Genomic DNA, 21,163 nt, shown 5'->3' with positions numbered 1-21,163 from the left:
GATGCCCGTGGGTGGCGGAGCGCCTCAGTCCGCGGAGGCGGGCAGCTGCACCACGAACGACGCGCCCCGGCCGGCCCCCTCGCTCGCGACCGAGATCGTCCCGCCGTGGGCCTCGACGAGGGCCCTGGCGATGCTCAGCCCGATCCCGGAGCCTCCGCGGATCCGGTCCCGGGCGGTGTCGGCGCGATAGAAGCGGTCGAAGACGTGGGGCAGGTGCTCGGCCGCGATGCCTTCACCGGTGTCGGTGACGCTGAGCTCCACCCACGGCATCCGGCGGCGGCAGGAGATGGTCACCCGCCCTCCGGGCGGGGTGTGCCGCAGGGAGTTGTCGAGCAGGTTGCCGAGCACCTGCGCCACCCGGTCGGCATCGACCCGCACCACGCCAGGAGCGTCGACGTCGACGCCCAGCCGCACCCCCTTGGCGGCGTACCGGTCGCGGGCGGTCTCCGCAGCGGCCCGCGCGAGCTCCCCAGCATCGATCGTCTCGATGTCGAGGGCGGGATCGCCCTCCTCCGCGCGGGACACGGCGCCGATGTCCTCCGCGAGCCGGCGCAGCCGTCGGGTGCTGCCGCGGATCACCGCCAGCGTCTCCCGGTCGGGAGTCCGCACTCCGTCCTCGATGGCCTCCAGATGGGCGTCTATGGTCGCCAGCGGCGTCCGCATCTCGTGTGCCAGATCGCCGAGCATCCGCCGACGGGTGGCCTCGATGGCCTCCAGGCGGACCGCGAGAGTGTTGTACGTCGCGGCGAGGGTGGCGAACTCGGACCCCAGACCCGGGTCGGCGACCCGCGCGCCGAAGCGGCCGGCGGCGATCTGCCCGGCCGCGTCCGCCACGCTGGTGATCGACCGGTGCACCCGACGACTGAAGTACCAGGACACCGCGAGGGCCGCCGCGACCGAGGTGAGCGTCGCGATCCCGATCGAGATCAGCAGCGCGGAGGTGAAGGCGCGGTCGACGTGCCGGGCCTCCGCCGCCGTGTGACCGACGTGGGCGCGCATGAGGTGCTCGTGGAAGATGCCCGGACCGACGATCGAGGCGACGAACCACGTCGTCATGGCACCGGCGAGCAGCACCAGGGCCTGACCGACCAGCAGGCGACCCGCCAACCCCGGGCGCGTGCGAGCGGTGCTGCTCACCGGCCCGTGCCCATCCGGTAGCCGACCCCGCGGATGGTGCGCACGTACCGCCCTGCGGCCGCGTCGTCACCGAGCTTGCGGCGCAGGTGACCGACGTGCACGTCGACGAGGTGCTCGTCACCCACCCAGCTCGGACCCCAGACCGCATCGATCAGCTGTCGTCGGCTGAAGGCCATCCGCGGGTGTCCGGAGAGCGCAGCCAGCAGGTCGAACTCAGTACGCGTCAGCGCCACCGGCCGGCCCCCGAGCCAGACATCGCGACCGGCCGGGTCGATCTCCAGGTCGCCGAAAGTCCGGCTGGCCACCACGGCTTCGGCCTGGTGGCCGGCACGCGGGCGGCGCAGCATCGCCTGGATGCGGGCCACCAGCTCCCGCGGACTGAACGGCTTGGTCATGTAGTGGTCCGCACCGACCGACAGCCCGATCAGGGTGTCCACCTCGTCGCTGCGCGCGGTCAGCATCACCACGTAGGCGTCGGAGAACGTGCGCAGCTGTCGGCAGACCTCCACTCCGTCCAGCCCGGGCAGGCCGAGGTCCAGCACGAGGACGTCGGGATCGACCTCCCGCGCGGTGGCCACGGCCGACAACCCGTCGTGGACCACGGTCACCTCGAACCCGTCACGCTCGAGGTAGCTGCCGAGGAGGGTCGCGAGCTCGACCTCGTCCTCCACGACCATCGCGCGCGTCCCCGAGGCCGGCCGTGCGCCACCGGGCGTCACGCAGGGATCGGAGACATCGCTCATGACCCCATGGTGGCAGCGCCGCTCGCGGTACTCCGCTGTCTCGCCGGTCTGCGGCGTCGATCTTCAGGGAACCTTCACACGATCGCGACCGCACGGTCAGCGTCGCGCGCCACGCTGGAGACAGGTCGGACGAAGGAGCTGAGACCGATGATGGGTTGGGACTACGGCACGCCGGGCTGGGGCGGTTGGCTGGTCATGACCGTGATCATGCTCGTCTTCTGGGGCGGGGTGATCTTCGCGTTGGTGGCCATGTTCCGCGGCTTCGGCAGCGGTGGTTCGTGGGGCGGACCGACGGGGGAGTCGAGGAATCCGCTGCAGATCCTCGACGAACGCTTCGCGCGGGGGGAGATCGACGAGCAGGAGTACGACGCCCGGCGGGAGGCGCTTCGTCAAGCCGGGAACCATCGCGTGCGCTGAATGTCGGGGCAGTTTCCGGTCAGGTTTCCGAGGCGATGTCGTGCGCCCGGAGCTCGCCGCCCGGCCGCAGATCGCCCTCCACCTCGCCGAGCCAGCGGGCGAGACGGCTGGGATCGGTGAGGGCTGACCACAGGTCGTCCACGTCGGTCTCGAACCGGTCCTCGAGGCGCGCGACTCCCGTGCTGTCTCGGTGTGCAGGGCATCCAGCCCCTGTTCCCGGCGAACCTCGACCAGTCCCGCTTCCCGCAGCACGGCCTCTCGTGACGGACCTTCAGCGTCGCCAGAACAGGTGGTGGACCACGCCGCTCGAGCTGGGCACGACGTCACGGTGGTAGCGGTCGAGGAGCTCGTCGGGTGAGCCCCACAGCCGGGATCCGCGGCCGAACGCCACGGGGGCGACGGCGACGTGCAGCGTGTCGATGAGGTCGGCGTCGAGGAACTGCCGGATGGTGTCGGCGCCGCCGCCGAGCCGGACGTCCTTGCCGTCGGCGGCTTCGAGAGCGCGGTCGAGCACTGTTCTCGGCGGCCCGCCGACGAAGTGGAACGTCGTGTCGGACAGCGTGAAGGACGGTCGCTCGTGGTGCGTCATGACGAAGACCGGCGTGTGGAACGGCGGCTCCTGACCCCACCAGCCCTGCCAGTCGTGGTCGACCCAGGGTCCGCGCTGAGGACCGAACTTGTTGCGGCCCATGATCTCGGCGCCGACGTTGCGGTGGAAGTCGCGCACCAGGTAGTCGTCCAGGCCGCGGCTGCCACCGGGCTCCGTCCGGTTGGGCCAGCTGGCGGTCGCGCCGGCCCACGCGAAGAGGGCCGTCGGATCGGCGTGCCCGAACGGACGCTCCAGGCTCTGGCCGTCACCGGAGGCGTACCCGTCACTGGACACCGTGACGTTGTGCACCCGGACCAATTGAGTCACCACTGGTTGCTCCCCTCGCCAGATGTGGACCTTCGACGGTGTGGACCTCGCGTGCGGAGGAAACTCATCGCAGCCGGGGAAGCTCCGAGGGCGGTCAGGCGACGGTCAGGAGATGATCGCGTCGATGGTCTTCTTCAGAGCGCTGGGCTGGGACGGCCGACGCGGCGCCTTCTCCCGGGCCTCGGCCATCTCCGCGCCGATCTCCTGGAGCGTCTTGCGGCCCAGGGCCTCGCGGACCTGCGGGAACCACTCGTCCTCCTCCTCATGGATGTGGTGGCGGACGTTCTCGATCAGGACCGTGGTCTTGGCGGTGAAGCGTTCGTCGGAGGGATCCATCGCGGCCAGCTCCACCACCAGGACGTCGGCGACGTGGTGCTCCTCGTAGGACTCGAGCACGTCGTCCTCGAGCTCGGGGACCAGCTCGCGCACCCGCGGGTACATCACCTCGTTCTCGATGTAGGTGTGGACGGTGAGCAGCTCGATCATCCGGTCCACCAGCCGACCCTTGGTCTTGAGTGCGTTCTCGCCGGCCTGCTCGAAGTCGCGGAAGACGCTGAGGATCTCCTTGTGGTCGTCCTTGAGCAGCACGATGGCGTCGGTGGTCATGGGTCGTTCTCCTTGGTCATGTGCGGGCGCGTCGAGCCGGGGTCCCCGGTCCGGCCAGGACCAGTCAGGGGAGTGCCGGGGCCCTGCTCGCGCGGCACGCTGTCCACGGACTGCGTAAGCCCCCGAAGCCCCTCGAGCAAGGCCGCCGGCACGTGGCTCGTTTCCGCCGGGCGCCGCGGCAAAACCCCCCGAACGGGTGAAGTGCCGGCCTGCGCGGCGGCCGGGCGGTCCGGATCAGTAGCCCGATCGACGCAACCTTCCGCGGACTGGCGGAGTCAGAGGGGGCAGAAGGGGAGGTGTCCGATGCTGAACACCGTGACGAGCAGCGCGGCGGCGCCGACGTTCGAGGAGTACGCCGCCGCGGCCTGGCCGTCGCTCTACCGCTGCGCCTACCTGCTGGCCGGCAACCACGCCGACGCGGAGGACCTCGCCCAGCAGACGTTGCTGAAGGCGTACGGGTCTTGGGCGCGGGTGCGGGCCTCGGACTCGCCGACGGCGTACGTCCGCCGGATGCTCACCAACACCTACCTGTCCCAGCGGCGCCCGAAGGCGCGCCGGCTCGAGCTGCTCACGGACGCACCACCCGAGCCGGCGCACCCGCCGGCCGGTGGGCCCGAGGAACGCATGCTGCTGTGGCCGCACGTGAAGTCGCTGCCGCCGCGCCAGCGGGCGGTGATCGTGCTCCGCTACTACGAGGACCTGAGCGAGCAGGAGATCGCGGACGCCCTGGGCTGCTCGCGAGGAAATGTGAAGTCCACTGCACACCGCGCCCTCAAGGCGCTGCGAGCCGCGATCGGCTCGGACGACACCGACGGGAGGGGGGACTGACATGTTCGTCGACGTCGAAGAGGCCCTGGGCCGGGAGCTGCACGAGGTGGCCGACGGATTGACGGTCCCGCCCATGCCGTCGCTGCCGCAGGAGCAGCCCCGCTCACCACGGCACTGGCAGCCGCTGCTGGTCGCCGCCGCCGTCGTCCTGATCCTCGCCGGTGCGGTCGTCGTCGTGGCGAGCGCCCGCGGCGGCCGGGAGCCGCAGCCGACACCGCCCTCGCCGACCCGGACGGAATCGGTCGAGCGGATCCCGAGGTCGGCGCCGACGGTGCCCTACGTGCTCGACCAGCACCTGTACGTCGGTGGCGCGCAGGTGCCCGGCACCTGGTGGTCGGTGCAGTCCGGGGACGCCGGCTGGCTCGCGCTGCGCACCGACAACACCTGGTGGTGGGGCCGGGACGCCGAGCCGATGGCGATCGAGGCCCGGCTCGACGTACCCCCCGTCCTCTCGCCCGACGGAAAGTACGTCGGGGAGGTGCTCGCCGACAACGGCCGGGGCACGCTGAGCGGATTCGACACCGGGTTCAACGGGGAGGGGCTGGGCGGCGTCCCGATCGACCTCGGCGACCCGCAGGACGGCAGCACCGTGCGGGTCCGGGCGGTCACCGACGACGGCCGGGTGATCGCCCAGGGGACGAACACCGCCGTGCTGTGGCTGCCGCTCGTCGACAACAGCACCGTCGACCTGTCCGAGACGGCCCCGGGGCAGCAGGTCCTCGCCAACACCCCGGCCGGGCTGATCGTGAACGACGGCGCGGCCGGTGCCGTCGACGCCACGGTGGGGGAGCCCTACCTCGCGCAGCTCTCCGACACCGGGGAGCTGACCCGGATCGGCCCCGTCCCGAACCACGACGACCTCCTCGTCAGCCCGGGCGGGACGTGGCTGGCCTGGACGCCGGCCGGGACCACCGGCGGCGAGATCACCGCGATCCCCACGCTCCGGACCCAGGCCGTGGACGGCTCGCGGCAGGCGACGCTGAGCGCACCCGACGGCTGGGCGTTCCGGGTCCGCGCGTGGGCGTGGGAGGACGACGACCGTCTGGTCTCCCCGGTGGTGCGCGACGGTGCCGAGCGGATGGCCCGGTGCAGCGTCCGGGCTGCCCGGTGCGTGCTGGTCGACAGCCGGTGAGCGCGAGAGCCCCTCACGGCGAGCCGGGGAACGGCAGGCCACCGGAGGCGCAGCACGTGGGCAGCTCCTCGCGCAGCGCCTCCAGCGCGTGGGTGGCCTTGTGCAGGAAGGTGCTCTCGGAGCTGATGACCACCCGCCGCGGGTGGCCCTCCCAGGCCTCCAGCAGGCGGTCGTCGATCAGGGCGGCCACCCGCGCGCTCTCGGTGCGCAGCGGGTTGGTGCGGTTGTAGCCCAGCCGGGCGGTGGGCGTGCGGAGGTGGATCACCGCGTCGTACCGAGCCAGCTCGTCCTCGCGCCGGGTGCCGAGCGCGGACCAGAACTCCGCGGGGGGACCCGGCCAGTAGGCGAGCCCGTCCACGGTGCCGCGGTCGCACAGCACCAGCGCGGCGTTGTGGGTGTCACCGATGACCTCCAGCTCGCGCTGCACGTGGAAGATCGCCCGCTGCGCCGCCTTGCGGGCCACCGGCTCCTCGGACCGCGGGAACCCGCCACCGAAGACCACCCCCGCCGACTCGGCGAGGGGGTGCACATGGGGGCAGACCGAGTGCCGGACCAGCTCCAGCAGCGCCGTCTTCCCGGCTCCCGGCCCCCCGGTCAGCACCACGCGGCGCCGGTGGTGCACCTCGTTGCAGCGACAGCTCACCGGCATCGGGCAGCTCCTCCGGGCGGCCGGCCCCTGGGGGGACGGGAGTTCGGGCCGGGGACCCGGCTCGCAGACGATTCTGGCGCGCGCCGGGGGGCCTCCGCGACCGGAACCGCGCTCCCGGTCCGTCGCTTCAGGCGGGCGTCGGCACGGTGCCCGACGCGTACGCGTGGCTCGCGGACACGATCCCGGCGACGACCTCCAGCTCCTCTTCGTCCCGCGGCCCGAAGACCATCGTGAAGCCGAGGGTCAGGCGGCTGCCGGCCCACGGGTGCGGCGTACCCCAGCCGTGGGCGACGAGGTCCGCGGCCTGGGCGGGCGGCAGGGCCAGGTGCAGCGAGCCGTCGTACTCGGGATGCAGGTGCGCGAACTCGCGGACCTCCGGGACCAGGAACGCCTCGTCCGGACCGGCCGCCCCACCGAGGACCAGGCCGCGGGCACCGGGGACCGAGATCCGCGAGGGGCCGCTGGTGACCCCGGCCAGGCTCGAGCTCCGGGCGAAGAGCCGCTCCTGGATCGCGGCGGGGGAGGTGTCGGAGAGCTGCTGCTGCGGGATCTGCCAGGACACCTCCGGACGCCGGCCGGCGCGGTCGGGCAGTCGCCCACCGGGCACGGTCGGCCACTCGACGTCGGGCAGGACGCCGGCCGGGATCGCCTCGTGGGCGCGCACGTGCTCCAGGCGCGCGTGCAGCCACCCGACGAGCTGATGCAGCGCGGCGGGGGTGATGCCGTGTCCGCCGGGGTCGCGGTGACCCTGGGTCGGTGCGCCCGACTCGGTGTGCAGGTAGCTCCAGGTGCGATCGAGCAGCTCGCGCGGGATCACGTGGTCGCTGTCGCCCTGGGCCGCGAACACCGGGACCTGCGCCAGGCGCGAGGGGGTGGTGGGCACGCCCGCGCCGAAGGGGAGGGTTCCGTAGAGGATCGCCGCGCCGGCGTACCGCCCCGGGTCGGCGAGCACCAGCCCGCCGGCGAACGCGGCACCGCCGCTGAACCCGACCAGGATCACCGGTCGTCCGTCCGGAGCGATCTCGTCGAGCCAGGTGCGGAACCACGCCATGGTGGCGGCGAGGGACTCGGCGACCGGGCGGCCGATCCCGCGGTTGGCGAACCACGCATAGCCGCCGCCCTCGGCGATCGGGGCCCGCACGGCGGCGTACGTCGCGCCCGGCGGGAGGTGCGGAGCGAGCGAGATGATCTCGCGTTCGTGCGACCCGCGGCCGTGGAGCAGCACGACGAGCGGCTGCTCGGGGTCGTCGGCGCCGTGGAACGCGACCACGGGCGCCTCGAAGGGGGTGCTCATCATGCCTCCAGGGGAACGAGCTCGGCCGCGGTGCGGGTGTTGCCCCAGCGGGTGACCTCGGCTGCGAGGTCGAGGCGCTCGACCGGCGCCGCGTTCTCGTACTCGCCCCAGCTCGCCTTGGGCAGCATCCACATGACCTCGAACTCGTTGCCGTCGGGATCCTTGCCGTAGATGCTCTTGGTTGCTCCGTGGCTGGACTCGCCGGTGTAGGCGTCGAGGTTCGCCAGGGTCATCCGGGCCTGCTCGAGGTCCTCGATCGTGTCGACCTGCCACGCGAGGTGGTAGAGGCCGATCGTTCCCCGTTGGCGCGGGGGCTGGGCACCGACCCCGAAGAGGCCGAGGTCGTGGTGGTTGCCCGAGCGCGGCATCCGGAGGAACGCCGCGTTCGCACGGGGCTCGCGCGCCACGACGGTGACGCCGAAGGCGGCCTGGTAGAAGGCGATGCTGCGCTCGAGGTCAGCGACGTAGAGCACCGCGTGGTTGAGGCGGACGGCCTGGATGGTCATGACGTTCCTTTCGTGAGTGGGGGTCAGGTGGGTGGCTCAGACGACGACGCCGAAGCCGGCGGTCCAGGAGAGCGTGTCGCGCGCGGCGAGCGAGATCTGCAGGAAGCCGATCGCCTCGAGCTCACGGGCGCGGTCGAGTCCGCCCGCGTCGATGGCCTCGAGCCCACCCGAGGTGAGGACCTCGGACAGGGCCGCCTTCGCCCGGTCGTCGTCGCCGGCGATCAGGACGGTGGTCCTGAGGGGGCCGACCGTTCCCTCGGCCAGGGTGCTGGCGAAGTTGGTGTTGAACGCCTTGAGCACCCGGGAGGAGGGGAGGGCCGCGGCGATCTCGACTGCCTTGGAGCTGTCGGGGGCGACGACCAGCGAGTCCATGGTGGTGAAGTCCAGCGGGTTGGTGATGTCGACGACGATCTTGCCGGCGAGCGACTCACGGCGCTGCTCGAGGATCTCGCGGACAGCGGTGTGCGGCACGGCGAGGACGACGATGTCCCCGGTGGCCGCGACGTCGCTGTCGGAGTGCGCGAGCTGCTGCACGTCGTGCCCGCCGCGCTCGGCGACCGCGGCGATGGCCCGGCCCATGTTGCCGGTGCCGATGATCGAGATGCTGGTCATGACTGTCTCCTCGAGAGGCTAAGTGGTTGATGCTTCAAGTAACACTGTCATGGCGATAGTTGTTCCGTCAACCAATTTGGTAGGGTGTGAGCATGCAGACACGGTGGCTCGACGAGGACGAGCGCGCGGCCTGGGTCAGGCTCGTCGCGGTCGTCGAGCTGTTGCCGGGGGTGCTCGACACCCAGCTCAGGCGCGACTCGGGACTGACCCACTTCGAGTACTTCGTCCTCGCGATGCTCTCCGAAGCGAGCGAACGGACCCTGCGGATGACCTCGCTGGCGCAGCTGACCAGCGCCACGCTGCCGCGGCTCTCCCACGTCGTCCGTCGCCTCGAGGGCAGGGGGCTGGTGCACCGCTTCCCCTGCGAGACCGACAAGCGCGCGACCAACGCCCGGCTCACCGGCGCCGGCTACGACGCCGTCGTGGCCGCGGCTCCGGGGCACGTCGAGGGCGTCAGGCAGAACGTGTTCGACGCTCTCACCTCCGAGCAGGTCGCGCAGCTGCACGGCATCGCGGATGCGCTCCTGCAGCGGCTCGACCCGGAGGGCCGGATGACGGCGCTCTACGCCCCTGAAGCGACTGCGGGGAAGCCGGAGATCTGACCTGCGGAGGTCGCGCTCTACGGCTGGGGTGCGCCGTGCTGGACCCACCAGAGGACGGCCTGTGCCCGGTTGTTGACCTCGATCTTGCGGTAGGCACTGCGGATGTAGGTCTTGACCGAGTTCACGCTCAGGAAGCAGCGCTCGGCGATCTCGGTGTTGCGAAGGTCCTGGGCGATGTAGCCCAGCATCTCGGCCTCCCGCGACGACAGGCTCACGCCCTCCGGGAGGCGCAGCCCCGAGTCGGCAGCGTCCGGGGTGCCGCTCTCCGGCTCGAGGGACCCCGCGGCCGCGGACTCGATCGCGGCGAGGAGCTCGTCGTCGTCCGCCTCCAACGACACCCATCCGTCGGCGCCGCGCGCGAGGGCGCAGCCGGTCAGGTCGGGCCGGGCCTCCCGGGCGAGGACCAGGACGGCGGCCGCGGTCTCGCTGACCAGCAGGTCCAGGTCGTGGCCGTCACCGGTGTGGAGCCCCACCGCGTCGTAGAGCACGACGTCTGGGTCCTGCGCGGCCGGTGGCCAGGGGTAGGGCACCATGCGAAGCCGGTCGGGGAACTCCGCTGCGAGCGCAGCGACGCCCCTCGCCACGATGCCGTTGGCGCCGATGACGGTCAGCCTCACCGGACTGACGGACAACGTCCCCCTCCTCCTTGAACGCCCCGCCCCGAGCTTCCGTGTCCCGCAGCCTTCCCGCGCCGGGGTGCCGCCAAACCTGTTCATCGGGGGTCGTGCGGCGAAGAGCGCGCGTAGGGTCGGGACGTGGATGGGGGTCCGGTGCACCTTGGGGCGAGGGGGGAGGAATGGCTGTGGCCGCCCGTCGAGACCCTGCTCGGTTCGCACGACGTGGCAGGCTTGGCCGTGGCCGTGGTGCGCGAGGGAGAGGTCGTCTCGCGCGGTTTCGGCGTCCGTGACGTCCGCACCGGTGCGTCGGTCACGCCCGAGACGATGTTCCACCTGGCGTCGGTGTCCAAGCCGTTCGTCGCGACGGCGATCGTGTCGCTGGCCAGTGCTCGGGACGCCGGCGGGCCGGTGCTCGACCTGGATGCGCCGATCGTCACCTGGGTGCCCGAGCTCACGCTGGCCGACGGCCGGGAACGGGAGGTCACGGCCCGAGGACTCCTGAGCCACTCGAGCGGACTCCCGGACGTCGCGGACTACGGGTGGCACGACCCACAGCTGGGCGACGACGCGCTCAGCGACCTCGCACGCAGCCTGTCGGGCTGGCGGCTGCAGTCGGAGCCCGGCTCGACGTTCTCCTACTCCAATGCCGGGTTCGAGCTCCTCGGGCTGCTGCTGTCCAGGGTCACCGGTACGACGTTCGAAGAGGCCGTCCGGCAGCAGGTCCTGGCCCCGCTCGGGATGCGGGTCAGCACCTTCCTGCGTGCCGAGGTGCCCGGACACCTGGCCGCCTCACCGCACGTGGGGAGGCCGCTGACGGTCCCCGAGGGCGCCTATCCCTATACCAGGCGTCACGCCCCGAGCTCGACCCTGCACTCCAACCTGGTCGAGATGTGCCGGTGGATGGAGGCCCACCTCGAGTCGGCCGAGGGGGCGCGGCTGGATCCCGGGCTGCTCGACCTGGTGTGGCGGCCCGCGGTACCGGTGGGTGACCCTCCGTGGGAGGAAGCCGCGGCGCTCGGTTGGTTCGTGGGCAGCTACCGCGGGCACCGGACGCTGAGCCACAGCGGTGCCGACCCCGGGTTCGGTTCGAGGCTCGTGCTGGTGCCCGAGCGGCGGACCGGGGTGGTCGTCCTGGCCAACTCCAACACCGTCCCCACCTCGGCCATCGCCGTGGCGGCCCTCGACGTCGCCCTCGCCGATCCCGCCCTCTCGGTGGCCTCCGGTGCGACCCCCGAGGAGCTGGGTGAGGGCGTGGCGGCATTCCAGCGACTGGCCGCCGCCGAGCAGGCCGAGCACGACATGGACGACGAGGAGCTCGTCAACGCCGTGTGGGGAGCGATCGAGCTGCACCGCACGAGCCTGGTCTGGCCCCTCCTGCGAGGGTGGACCGCGTTGCGTCCGGACTCGTCCGCCGCCTGGACGATGACCGGCTGGGCGCACCAGGTCGACGGGCACCTCGACCTGGCGAGACGCCTGCTCCGACGGGCCCTCGACCTCGACCCCGAGAACGACGAGGCTGCACTGATCCTGCGCAACCTCCCGTCGACGTCCTAGGCCCGGTTCGCCGGCGTCTGCTCGCCCGCCTCGACCCCGAACGTCAGCGTGTTGGCCGCCGGTGGCAGCGGGCAGGTGGCGAAGTCGGTGTAGGCGCACGGCATGTTGATCGCCCGGTTGAAGTCGAGGTGCACGACGCCGTCGGGGGACGGCGGTGCGGTGAGCAGCTGGCGGTTGGCCGGGTAGGTCGTGATGCCGGACGTGGCGTCACGGAACAGGATCCACAGGCAGCCGTCGTCCTCTCCCCAGGCGATCAACCGATGCTCGGTGCCGTCGTGCTCGAAGGCGACCTCACCGACGGCCTCGCCCTCGGGCTCGGGGTAGGCCTCGAAACGGCCCGGCAACCTCCAGCCGGGGTCGGGTGGGTAATAGGGAGTGCCACCGTAGGCGCGCAGGTTCGGAGAGTCCGGGTGCCGGGGGCGCACGATGAAGCGGCCGTCGCGCTCGGCCACCTGTGCGACGGCGTGGCCGAAGGCGACCGTCAGCCCGGTCTCGTCCAGGGGCCCTAGCTGGTGCACACCCTCGGCGAGGACGGTGCTCCCAGCCGTGAGGGTCTCCCCGTGACCGAGCGTGACGGTGGCGCCGTGCTCGTCTCCGCACCACTCGCCGGGGACGTCGTCGAAGCGCTGCGGCGTGACCGTCAGCCAGTGGATCGCCGTGATGGCCAGCCACCCGCGCGGGTCCCGGAGCCTCTCCTCCCGTGCGTCGCGCCACGCCTGCAGCTCGCCGAGAAAGTCACTCACCGCCGCATCGTCCCACCTCCGCACCTCGGATCCTCGAGCGGCCGGCAGGGCTAGGGACCAACTGACAGGTTTGGCCGATGCGCACGTGACGGCCGGCGTATAGCGTCGAGCCACAGGGCTCGACGCCCCGTCGGCCCTGGACGCCGAGGAGGAGCTATGCCGACGTTGCTCGGTCACCACGACGTGAAGGACCACGACCACTGGCTGGCGTCCCCGAAGCGTGAGGAGTTCTTCGGGCCCCTCGGGGTCACCAACATCCGCACGTTCGTCGACCCCCAGAACCCGAAGCACGTCGCGGTGCTCATGGACGTTGCCGACATGGACGCCTTCAACGCCGCGATGCAGTCCGAGAGCGCGGCCGACGCGATGGCGTACGACGGCGTACTGCCCGAGACCCTGGTGTTGCTCGTCGAGGCATAGTGGTTTCCCGGGCCCTGCCGAGGGGCACCCTTCCGGTGCATTCCTCGAAAGGAGACCATGACTTCCCGCATGCTCCACCACGTTCTCGGGGCGGCACCGGCGGTCGCCGGACCCCCCGCCCCCGCCCCCGCCGGTAGGTCCGACCACCTCGCACCCTGCACCCGGTGATGCGCTCGGGCGACGACCGAGCCTCCCGCCCCCGGAAACACCGATCCCGACTTCGGCGCGCTGCCGAGCTGGGCGTCGCCGTCCTCGTGACCGTCGGTTGCGTGCTCGATGTCATCGGGGCCACGCAGGCGGCCGCCGGCGTCGGGCCGTTGGACGAGCTGATCGCCGACGAGGTCGACGGGCTCGTCACGACCTATCCGGAACGGCTCCACCAGGTCGGGGACGAGGACGTCCGACCCCTCCCGTTGGCCCACGCCCACAACGACTACGACCACGCGTGGCCGCTCCTCGACGCCCTGGACCACGGATTCACCAGCATCGAGGCCGATGTCTGGCTCGTCGACGGCAAGCTGCTGGTCGCCCACGACCGCGACGACGTGCTCCCGGTCCGGTCCCTCGAGCGGCTCTACCTCTCGCCGCTCGAGCGGCTCCAGTGGATGAACGGCGACAGCATCTACCCGGGCTGGCACGGCAGCCTCGAGCTCCTCATCGACGTCAAGTCGAAGGCGGGGCCGACGTACGCCGCGCTCGACCGCGCCCTGCGCAGGCACCCCGGGCTGATGACCAGCTACACCGGTGACCAGACCCATCGCCGGGCGGTGACCGCGGTCGTCACCGGCCGTCGGGACCGGGCGATGATGGCGGCCCAGCCCCTGCGGTACGCCGGCTACGACGGGCGGCTCAGCGACCTGCTCAGCCACGAGCCGGCGTCCCTCGTGCCGCTGGTGAGCGTGGACTGGACCAGGACGTTCACCTGGGACGGGAACGGCCCGATGCCCGCCGGGGAGAAGCAGAGGCTGCGCGACCTCGTGGCCACGGCCCACGCCGACGGGTTCCGCCTGCGCTTCTGGGAGACTCCGGACGAGCCCGGTCCGGCCCGCGCCGCCATCTGGCGGCAGCTCGTCCAGGCCGGCGTCGACCAGATCAACACCGATGACCTCGGGGGCCTCGAGAGGTTCCTCTCGCGCTGACCCTCGCAGGCTGCTCACTAGCATGGGTGAGTGGACGTCGATGTGCGGCTCCTCGACGGGTTCTCCGTCCGGCTGGACGGTGTGCCTGTCGACGGAGCGGCCTGGCACCGACGCAAGTCGGCTGAGCTCATCCAGCTCCTCGCCCTCACACCGGGTGCCCGTCTGCACCGTGAGCGCGTGATGCACGCACTGTGGCCGGACCTCCCGCTGGACCAGGCGTTGCCACGGCTCCACAAGGCAGCTCACTTCGCGCGCAAGGCGCTCGGACCCGCCCCGGGGGTCCTCGAGCTGCGCCATGACGTCGTCACCCTGGCCGCGGGACACCGGCTCAGGGTCGACGCCGTGGAGTTCGAGGCGGCGGCCCGCAGGGCGCTCGACCAGCGTCCACCCGACTCCCGTGCCTGCGCGCGCCTGGTGGGGGACCAGCCGCCCCGCCTCCTTCCCGACTCGTTGGAGGAGTGGGTCGAGGACCACCGCGAACGTCATCAGGCGTTGGTGGCCGAGCTGTTGGCTGCGGCGGGGCTGTGGGAGGAGCTGCTGAGGCTCGACCCCGTGAACGAGGCGGCGCACCTGGGGTTGCTGCGGTCGGCCCTGCGTCGTGGCGACCGCGCCGCCGGTCTGCGGGCCTTCTCCTCGATGGAGCGGGTGCTCGCGGAGGAGCTGCAGGTCGCGCCCGGTTCGGGCGCGCTCGCACTGCGCGACGCCCTGCTGGCGCTGGACACACGTGACGAGGAACTCGCACCGGCCAGGCTCGGCGTCCCGCCAGCGAATGCGCTGTTCGAGCGCAGCCGCGAGCTCGAGTCACTGCGCGCGTGCGTGTCCGCAGCCTCGGAGTCGGGTCGCGGGACTGTCGTGCTGGTCTCCGGTGAGGCCGGGGTGGGCAAGTCCGCGCTGGTCCGGGCCTTCATCGACGGTCTCGCGGCTGACGTGACCGTGCATGTCGGCGGTTGCGACGACCTGGTGGCGCCACGGAGCCTCGGGCCCTTCCAGGACATGGCCGCGGAGCCGGCCGCGCGCGACTCGGGCCTCCGCGCCGTCGTCGAGGCCGGGACGATGCCGGAGGTGCTTCCCGCTCTCCTGGCGTTCCTGGGCCGGGGGCCGTCCGTCGCCGTGGTCGAGGACCTCCACTGGGCGGACGACGCGACGCTCGACGCCATGAGGTACCTCGCTCGCCGGGTCGCGAACATCCCGGTCGTCCTGGTCGCGACCTTCCGCAGCAGCGGCCTCGCCGGCGACCACCCGTTGACGCGACTTCTCGGGACGCTGCTCGGCGAGCACGTCGTGCGGCTGCCGCTCGGGGCCCTCTCCGTGGCGGCTGTCCGGGACCTCGGCGGCTTCAGCGACGACGAGGCCGCCGAGGTGCACCGGATCACCGGAGGGAACCCGTTCTTCGTCACCGAGGTCGTCGCGGCCGGCGTCGACGCGGTCCCCGTCACGGTGCGCGACGCCGTCCTGGGACGGATCGCCGTCCTGCAACCCGAGGTCCGCGAGCTGTTGCGGAAGCTCAGCGTGGTCCCCGGAACCGCTGAGAGGTGGCTCGCCGAGGCCCTCACCTCCGGCAGCGAGACGCTCGTCGAGGCAGAGGCGTCGGGCGTCCTGCTGGGGGATCCCGACGGCCTCTCCTTCCGCCACGAGCTGGCCCGGCGGGCCGTGGAGTCGTCGCTCACCGCCACGGAGCGACGGGCCGCCCACCGCGAGGTCCTCGACGTGCTCCTCGACGTTCCGGGGGCGTCCCGGGCCCGGCTGGTCCACCACGCGGCACTCGGAGGGCGTGACGAGGAACTGGTGACGATCGGTCCGGAGGCAGCCGCGGAGGCGGCGCGCCAGGGGGCGCACCGCCAGTGTGCGGAGATCCTCCGTCTGGTCCTGGAGAGCTCGCACACCCTGCCCGACCACCTGACGGCGAGGCTCTGGTGGGAGCGGAGCTACTCGTCGTACGTCGTGAACCGCTTCGAGGCAGCGTTCACCTGTGCAGAGACCGCGGTGACCCTGGCGGACCGTGCCGGCGACCGGTCCGTGCTCATGGACGCCCTTCCGGTGCTGGCGCGGGCGGCGATGTTCGCGCGGGGGCCGGAAGAGGCGCGCAGGGCGGCGCAGCGGGCCGTCGACGTGTCGCGGCGTGAGGGTGACCGGGCGCGCCTGGCGGCGGCCCTGACCGAGCTGGCCCGCGCGCACAGCAACCTGCCGTCCGTCTCGGTCGTCGCCCAGCCGTCGACCGTCTCCGAGCAGGCTGCGATCGAGGCCCTGGCCATCGCTCTCGACCTCGAGAGGCCGGAGCTGGTCGCGCGGTCGCTGTGCTACCGGGGCGAAGCCCGGATGTCGCGCGGCGACCTCAGCGGTTTCGAGGACCTCGAGCAGGCCGTGGAGCTGGCGGTCAGCGACCCCCGGATCGAGACACGTGTGCGCTGCCTGGTCAATGCCGCCGGCTCCGCCTTCCGCGCCGGACGCCCCGTGGACGTCGAGCGCCTGGTGGCGACGGGGCTGACCCTGGCGGAGGAGTGCGAGTTCTTCGCGGGCCGGTACCGGCTGCGTCTGACCCGGGCCGCAGCCCGAGCGTCGAGTGGGGCCTGGGACTCCGCGGTGGACGAGCTCGAGGAGCTGCTCCGCGAACCGGGCGAGCCCGGCATCATGGCCCCCTTGGCGCGCAGCATCCTGGCCCGGCTGCTGGCCCGTCGAGGAGAGCCGCAGGCGGGTGCGATCCTGGCCGCGGCAGCAGCGGACCGGCGCCGGACGCAGAGCCCCTTCGTCACCGGGGTCCTCGAGGTCGCCGCCGCGGAGCTGGGGTGGCTCGACGGATCACTGGCCGAGGCCACACCCGCCGTGACGGACGCCCTGCGTCGGGTGACGGCCGAGGGGTACGCCGGGGTCGCGGCCGAGCTCACGGCCTACCTTCGCCGGGCCGACGTGCCGATCGCAGCACCTCCCGACCCTCCGGGTCCATGGGCGCCGACGCTCGCGGGGCACACCGCCGAAGCCGCTGCGGCCTGGGCACGGATCGGGGAACGCTACGAGCGAGCGGTCGTCCTGGCCGGCGCCGCCGATCCCGCGCAGCGGGACGAGGGACGCAAGACCCTCGTCGACCTGGGGGCGGTGGCGACCATCCCGGCGGTCGAGTGACCTCACCGGTCGGCCGCAACCGCGGCTACGTCGGCCGGCGACCGATGACGTAGAGCCGCTGGGTCGTCTCACCTCTCGCGGTCACGGGCCCGCGCAGGTACCACTCGACCTCGACGAGGCCGGCGGCCTCCACGACCCCGACCACGGAGGCCGGCTCGTGCAGCACGAAGTCGAGGTCGACCTCGTGGCCGAACCACTCGTCGAGATGGCGGACCTCGGTCCCGGCGTGCAGGCCGAGGACCAGCCATCCGCCGGGGCTGAGGGGGCGGACCAGGGCCGCGATCGCCTCGGGCAGCTCGGAGGCCGCCAGGTGGACGAGCGAGTACCACCCCAGCACCGCGGCCCAGCCCGAGCTCGCGGCGGGACGGCTGAGTCGCCGCAGGTCGCCGACCTCGAAGCTTCCACCCGGGAATCGTCGGCGCGCCTCGCCCACCATCGCAGGCGAGACATCGATCCCCGTCGCCTCGGCGCCTCCGTCGGCCAGGTACGCCGTGACGTGCCCCGGCCCCGCGCCGACCTCGACCACGGGGTTCCCGTCCGCGTGCGCGAGCACCCGGTCCAGCAGCCAGGTCTCGAACGGCAGTCCGCGCAGCTCGTCCACGAGCTGGTCGGCGTAGGCGGTGGCGACGGCGTCGTACGACGCCCGCACGCGGTCGTCACGCACGTCCGCACCGCCCGCGATCACCGCGTCCCGATCGACGGCGGCAGCACCCGCGGTAGCAGCCTCCTGGGGGACCGGTCCGAGGAGGTGGACCCAGCGCCGGTCGTGCTGCCCGGGCCGACGCTCGAGCTCCCGCACCAGTGGCCGAGGTCGACCGGCCATCCGGCGCAGGCAGGCCTCGACCTGTCCCCGGTCGGCGAAGGGGTGCAACCGCTCGGTGCGCGTGCGCAGCTCGCCGGGCGTCTGCGACCCCCGGAGCAGGAGCACGGTCAGGAGGGCTCGCTCGTCCGGCTCGAGCTCCAGCCGCTCATCGAGGGTCTGGTGGTACTTCAGCGTCCGCCGCCCGGTGTCGGACCACACGATCCGCAGCAGCCCCCGCTCCTTGAGCGCCCGTGCGGTGTGCGCGACGACCTGCTCGTCGTACTCGACGACCGGCTCCCGGTTGCTGGTCTGGTTGCAGGCAGCCCGCAGCGCGTTGGCAGTGAGCGGATACGAAGCCGGCACGGTGGACTGCTTCTCCAGCAGGCTGCCGAGGATGCGCTGCTCGTCGGGTTCCAGGACAGGGAGCTCCGTCACCCTGCCGACTGTAGATCCCCTGCGGTGCTCGACGGTCCGATCACGCGGGCGGCGCCACGGCCGGGATCGCGCCCAGCTGCTGCATCAAGCTCAGCTCGTCCTGGACCCCCCAGTGCTCGCAGGCACGTCCGTCATCGTCGAACCGGATGATGTCGATCAGCTGGATGCTGACCTGCTTGCCGGTCGCGGGCAGGCCCAGGAAGCCTTCGCCCGTGTGCGTGCCCGTCGCCCTGATGCGGCCGACGACCTTGTCCCCGCTCGGGAGGAGCTCCTCCGCGTCCATGCGCAGGTCCGGGAAGGCGGCCCGGTACATGTGGAAGAGCTGCTTGACCCCCTCCTTGGTGGGCTCCAGTCCAGGAGTCTCCTCGTGCTCGACGAAGTCCTCCGTCAACAGGTCGCCGAACCCGTCGATGTCGCCCTCGTTGAGCAGCTCGAACATGCGGTTCATCGTCGCCACGTTGTCCATCTGTCCTCCTCGCGTCGCGGCAGGCCCGGTCGGCCATGCCTTGTCGATGTTCTGCGAGGGGCGGAGCGCCGGGGTGACGCGCGATGAACCCGCCCCCCGAAGCTTCCGGAGCCGAGGGCGGGAGCGTTCTAGTCATCGTCGACCCGCCGGGTTCCTCCTGTCCAGATCGGCGCCGGCACGGCCAGACCGGTGGTCTCGGCGCCGGCCGGATCAGTCGTGGGTGGTCGCCACCCACCAGGCGGCGACCTGGGCACGGGAGCGGACGCCGAGGCGGAGGCGGATGCGCTCGAGGTGGCCCTCGGCCGAGCGTTCATCGATCCCGAGGCGCCGGCCGATCTCGCGGTTCGTGAGACCGTCCGCGACCAGGCCGGCGACCTCCCGCTGCCGTGGGGTCAGGCTCGGCGCCGTGGTCGGGACGTCGACCGGGAGGCCGAGGAAGGTCCGAATGGTGCCGACCAGCAGCCCGGCGTCGCCGACGAACGGCAGGTGCGACCGTCCCGGCAGCACCTGCAGCCGGGCGCGAGGGACCGTCGAGGCGATCAGCTGGGCCTGTGCCAGCGGAGCCGCCCGGTCCTGCTCGCGATGGACCACCAGGGTGGGGGAGCGCACGCGGCCCAGCGACTCGGTGACGTCGATCCGGTAGCACAGCCGCAGCAGTGCAGCGGCGGTCTCCGGCGAGGATGCCTCGCGCTGGTAGGTGCTCAGGGCCGCGCGGGTCCCGGCCGACGCCTCGGGCGCGAAGATGTCGGTCAGCACGTCGGCGCCCAGGCCCCAGCTGGCGGCCACCAGCCCGATGACGTGCTCCCGGAGCTCGGTCGTCCCGAGGTCCGCTCCGCGGGCCCAGCCGCCGTACAGCACGAGACGGTCGACCGTCCCCGGATGCCGCGCCGCCCACTCGACCATCAGCGGTACGCCGAGCGAGCTGGCCACGACGTCCGTGCGCTCGATGCCCGCGGCGACCAGGACGGCGGCGACCGCGTCGAGCTCGCTGTCGGGCGACGGCTCGACGGGCGACGTACGGTCCGAGAGGCCGCACCCCGGCCGGTCGTAGCGCAGCAGGGTGCGACCCTGCCCCAGGCCCTCGAGCATCTGGCGCTCGGCCGGGAGCGCCCAGCTGAGCTCCAGGTGGCTGAGCCAGCCGCCCACGAACAGCAGGGGTCGCCCGTGCCCGGCGCTCGCGTAGGCAACCTGCACCCCGTGGTCCGTGCGGGTCGTGGCCAGTCGCTGCTGCACCCGCGTCTCCCTCCGGTCGGCTGGCTCCAGCGTGCGGCAACCGTCGGGGAGGGCGCCAGCCGTCCGAAGTCGTCAGGTGGGGTAGTTCCCCGCCTGACACCGGCGCCGCGCGGGGCCGAGGCTGGGTGCATGGTCACCACCGCACAGACGAACGAGGTCAGGACCCGCGCCACGGTGAGGGCGGTCCTGGCCGCCGGGTACGCACTGATCTGCTACCTCGCCTTCCTGGCGGTCTTCGGGTACGCCGTCGCCTTCCTCGCCGACGTCGCCGTTCCCCGCACCGTCGACCACGGGGGACCCTCCGCCGGAGCCGCCGTGGCAGTGACGGTCGACGTGGCGCTGCTCGGGCTCTTCGCCGTCCAGCACAGCGTGATGGCGCGTCCCGCCTTCAAGCGTCGCTGGACCTCGGTGGTGCCCCCGCACGTCGAGCGCTCCACCTACGTGCTCGCCGCCTCGGCGGTGCTGGCGCTGCTGTGCTGGCAGTGGCGCCCGATTCCGGGCGTGGTCTGGGACGTGCCGAGCCCGGGTGCTGGGGTGCTGCTCTGGGCGCTCTGCGCGGTCGGGTGGTTGTGGGTCTTGGCGATGACCTTCGCGATCGACCACCTCGACCTCGTCGGCCTCCGCCAGGTCGCGCGCCACCTGCGCGGACTCGCCGAGCAGGCCCCGGCGTTCGCCCTGCCGCTGCCGCATCGGTTGGTTCGACACCCGATGATGCTCGGCTTCTTCCCTGCCTTCCTGGCCGCCCCCACGATGACGGTCGGGCACCTGCTCTTCGCCGGGCTCGGCTGCGCCTACGTCCTGGTCGGCGTGCGGCTGGAGGAGCGGGACCTGACCCGGTCGCTGCCGCAGTACTCCGCGTACGCAGCCGTCACGCCGCGGTTCGTCCCTCGTCTCCGACCCCAGCACGCGACGAAGCCCCGATGAGTAAGACGTCGCCGCCGCGGTCGAGGAGGCGAAGAAGCGTGCCGGGGACCGACCCGTACGTCGTCGTCCCCGGCAACCGGGTCCTTCGCCTGCGCTACCGCGTCCGCAGGTGAACCGTCCGGCTCTCCGCCGGGCCGGTCAGGAGACGGCGGGTGCGTAGCGGACCAGCATCACGCCGGTCTGCAGCGTGCGGCTCTCCAGGAGCTCGAGGGGCACGGTCCCGGTGTTCTCGAAGAGCCGCTGACCGGTGCCGACGGCGATCGGGTGCACG

Annotated in this window: 24 protein-coding genes; 9 read left to right on the top strand and 15 right to left on the bottom strand. The window is 72.5% G+C overall.

All coding sequences use genetic code 11. The features are described from left to right. Positions 1-24: 24 nt before the first annotated feature. A complete protein-coding gene (locus ABD268_RS10240) occupies positions 25-1,137 on the bottom strand; it encodes a sensor histidine kinase (RefSeq protein WP_344151015.1) in 1,113 nt (370 codons plus the stop codon). Next, a complete protein-coding gene (locus ABD268_RS10235) occupies positions 1,134-1,880 on the bottom strand; it encodes a response regulator (RefSeq protein WP_425573710.1) in 747 nt (248 codons plus the stop codon). The genes ABD268_RS10240 and ABD268_RS10235 overlap by 4 nt, the downstream gene beginning before the upstream one ends. 147 nt (positions 1,881-2,027) lie before the next feature. Here ABD268_RS10235 and ABD268_RS10230 point away from each other — a divergent pair, with 147 nt between their 5' ends. Continuing rightward, positions 2,028-2,297 carry an SHOCT domain-containing protein gene (locus tag ABD268_RS10230; protein ID WP_344151012.1) on the top strand — a complete coding sequence of 90 codons (270 nt, stop codon included), beginning with the start codon at positions 2,028-2,030 and terminating at the stop codon, positions 2,295-2,297. A gap of 19 nt (positions 2,298-2,316) precedes the next feature. Here ABD268_RS10230 and ABD268_RS10225 read toward each other — a convergent pair whose 3' ends face one another. From ABD268_RS10225 to ABD268_RS10215, 3 genes are all read right to left on the bottom strand, one after another. Continuing rightward, entirely contained in the window at positions 2,317-2,439 is a 123-nt protein-coding gene (locus ABD268_RS10225; protein WP_344151009.1) for an SRPBCC domain-containing protein, read from the bottom strand. 129 nt (positions 2,440-2,568) lie between these two features. After that, complete coding sequence (locus ABD268_RS10220; protein WP_344151006.1) at positions 2,569-3,213, bottom strand: dihydrofolate reductase family protein; 645 nt, start codon at positions 3,211-3,213, stop codon at positions 2,569-2,571. A gap of 105 nt (positions 3,214-3,318) precedes the next feature. After that, entirely contained in the window at positions 3,319-3,819 is a 501-nt protein-coding gene (locus tag ABD268_RS10215) for a hemerythrin domain-containing protein (RefSeq protein ID WP_344151003.1), read from the bottom strand. Positions 3,820-4,122: 303 nt separating this feature from the next. Here ABD268_RS10215 and ABD268_RS10210 point away from each other — a divergent pair, with 303 nt between their 5' ends. Beyond that, positions 4,123-4,647 carry a SigE family RNA polymerase sigma factor gene (locus ABD268_RS10210; RefSeq protein WP_344151000.1) on the top strand — a complete coding sequence of 175 codons (525 nt, stop codon included), beginning with the start codon at positions 4,123-4,125 and terminating at the stop codon, positions 4,645-4,647. A 1-nt stretch (position 4,648) separates the two neighbouring features. Next, complete coding sequence (locus ABD268_RS10205; protein WP_344150997.1) at positions 4,649-5,779, top strand: hypothetical protein; 1,131 nt, start codon at positions 4,649-4,651, stop codon at positions 5,777-5,779. Positions 5,780-5,792: 13 nt separating this feature from the next. Here the strand turns inward: ABD268_RS10205 and ABD268_RS10200 are convergent, their stop codons facing one another. From ABD268_RS10200 to ABD268_RS10185, 4 genes are all read right to left on the bottom strand, one after another. Continuing rightward, the gene (locus tag ABD268_RS10200) at positions 5,793-6,428 is read right to left on the bottom strand and encodes an ATP/GTP-binding protein (protein WP_344150993.1); all 636 of its coding nucleotides are present in this window, start codon (positions 6,426-6,428) and stop codon (positions 5,793-5,795) included. A 127-nt stretch (positions 6,429-6,555) separates the two neighbouring features. Next, on the bottom strand, positions 6,556-7,725 hold the full coding sequence (locus tag ABD268_RS10195) for a luciferase domain-containing protein (protein WP_344150990.1): 1,170 nt from the start codon (positions 7,723-7,725) through the stop codon (positions 6,556-6,558). Then, positions 7,722-8,228 carry a VOC family protein gene (locus ABD268_RS10190; RefSeq protein WP_344150987.1) on the bottom strand — a complete coding sequence of 169 codons (507 nt, stop codon included), beginning with the start codon at positions 8,226-8,228 and terminating at the stop codon, positions 7,722-7,724. The genes ABD268_RS10195 and ABD268_RS10190 overlap by 4 nt, the downstream gene beginning before the upstream one ends. A gap of 36 nt (positions 8,229-8,264) precedes the next feature. Then, a complete protein-coding gene (locus tag ABD268_RS10185) occupies positions 8,265-8,840 on the bottom strand; it encodes an NADPH-dependent F420 reductase (RefSeq protein ID WP_344150984.1) in 576 nt (191 codons plus the stop codon). 92 nt (positions 8,841-8,932) lie between these two features. Between ABD268_RS10185 and ABD268_RS10180 the strand changes: the two genes are divergently transcribed. Continuing rightward, positions 8,933-9,442 carry a MarR family winged helix-turn-helix transcriptional regulator gene (locus ABD268_RS10180; RefSeq protein ID WP_344150980.1) on the top strand — a complete coding sequence of 170 codons (510 nt, stop codon included), beginning with the start codon at positions 8,933-8,935 and terminating at the stop codon, positions 9,440-9,442. A 17-nt stretch (positions 9,443-9,459) separates the two neighbouring features. On the opposite strand, the gene ABD268_RS10175 is transcribed toward ABD268_RS10180, so the two are convergent. After that, positions 9,460-10,074, bottom strand: a complete 615-nt coding sequence (locus ABD268_RS10175) for a response regulator transcription factor (RefSeq protein WP_344150978.1) — start codon at positions 10,072-10,074, stop codon at positions 9,460-9,462. 123 nt (positions 10,075-10,197) lie between these two features. Here ABD268_RS10175 and ABD268_RS10170 point away from each other — a divergent pair, with 123 nt between their 5' ends. Then, positions 10,198-11,613 (top strand): serine hydrolase domain-containing protein, encoded by a 1,416-nt coding sequence (locus tag ABD268_RS10170; protein ID WP_344150976.1) that lies wholly within the window; start codon positions 10,198-10,200, stop codon positions 11,611-11,613. Here the strand turns inward: ABD268_RS10170 and ABD268_RS10165 are convergent. Beyond that, positions 11,610-12,356, bottom strand: coding sequence for a DUF1684 domain-containing protein (locus tag ABD268_RS10165; RefSeq protein WP_344150973.1), 747 nt, complete (start codon positions 12,354-12,356; stop codon positions 11,610-11,612). The two genes, ABD268_RS10170 and ABD268_RS10165, sit on opposite strands and share 4 nt — an antisense overlap. A gap of 156 nt (positions 12,357-12,512) precedes the next feature. Here ABD268_RS10165 and ABD268_RS10160 point away from each other — a divergent pair, with 156 nt between their 5' ends. From ABD268_RS10160 to ABD268_RS10150, 3 genes are all read left to right on the top strand, one after another. Further along, a complete protein-coding gene (locus tag ABD268_RS10160) occupies positions 12,513-12,776 on the top strand; it encodes a hypothetical protein (protein ID WP_344150971.1) in 264 nt (87 codons plus the stop codon). A 269-nt stretch (positions 12,777-13,045) separates the two neighbouring features. Further along, entirely contained in the window at positions 13,046-13,915 is an 870-nt protein-coding gene (locus tag ABD268_RS10155) for a phosphatidylinositol-specific phospholipase C/glycerophosphodiester phosphodiesterase family protein (RefSeq protein ID WP_344150969.1), read from the top strand. Between the two features lie 30 nt (positions 13,916-13,945). Further along, positions 13,946-17,032, top strand: a complete 3,087-nt coding sequence (locus ABD268_RS10150; RefSeq protein WP_344150967.1) for an ATP-binding protein — start codon at positions 13,946-13,948, stop codon at positions 17,030-17,032. Positions 17,033-17,057: 25 nt separating this feature from the next. Here the strand turns inward: ABD268_RS10150 and ABD268_RS10145 are convergent, their stop codons facing one another. From ABD268_RS10145 to ABD268_RS10135, 3 genes are all read right to left on the bottom strand, one after another. Next, on the bottom strand, positions 17,058-18,269 hold the full coding sequence (locus ABD268_RS10145; RefSeq protein ID WP_344150964.1) for a DUF480 domain-containing protein: 1,212 nt from the start codon (positions 18,267-18,269) through the stop codon (positions 17,058-17,060). A gap of 40 nt (positions 18,270-18,309) precedes the next feature. Continuing rightward, positions 18,310-18,735, bottom strand: coding sequence for an ester cyclase (locus tag ABD268_RS10140; protein WP_344150961.1), 426 nt, complete (start codon positions 18,733-18,735; stop codon positions 18,310-18,312). A gap of 210 nt (positions 18,736-18,945) precedes the next feature. Next, positions 18,946-19,968, bottom strand: a complete 1,023-nt coding sequence (locus tag ABD268_RS10135) for an alpha/beta fold hydrolase (RefSeq protein ID WP_344150958.1) — start codon at positions 19,966-19,968, stop codon at positions 18,946-18,948. A 129-nt stretch (positions 19,969-20,097) separates the two neighbouring features. On the opposite strand from ABD268_RS10135, the gene ABD268_RS10130 reads away from it, so the two are divergent. Beyond that, a complete protein-coding gene (locus ABD268_RS10130; RefSeq protein WP_344150955.1) occupies positions 20,098-20,892 on the top strand; it encodes a methyltransferase family protein in 795 nt (264 codons plus the stop codon). Between the two features lie 138 nt (positions 20,893-21,030). Here ABD268_RS10130 and ABD268_RS22820 read toward each other — a convergent pair whose 3' ends face one another. Further along, the gene (locus ABD268_RS22820; protein ID WP_425573709.1) at positions 21,031-21,162 is read right to left on the bottom strand and encodes a dihydrofolate reductase family protein; all 132 of its coding nucleotides are present in this window, start codon (positions 21,160-21,162) and stop codon (positions 21,031-21,033) included. Position 21,163: the final 1 nt, after the last annotated feature.

This window comes from Nocardioides koreensis, from assembly GCF_039531775.1.
GTDB lineage: Bacteria > Actinomycetota > Actinomycetes > Propionibacteriales > Nocardioidaceae > Nocardioides > Nocardioides koreensis.
Note: the sequence above shows the minus strand (reverse complement) of the source record. Positions and strands in the feature narration are given on the sequence as shown.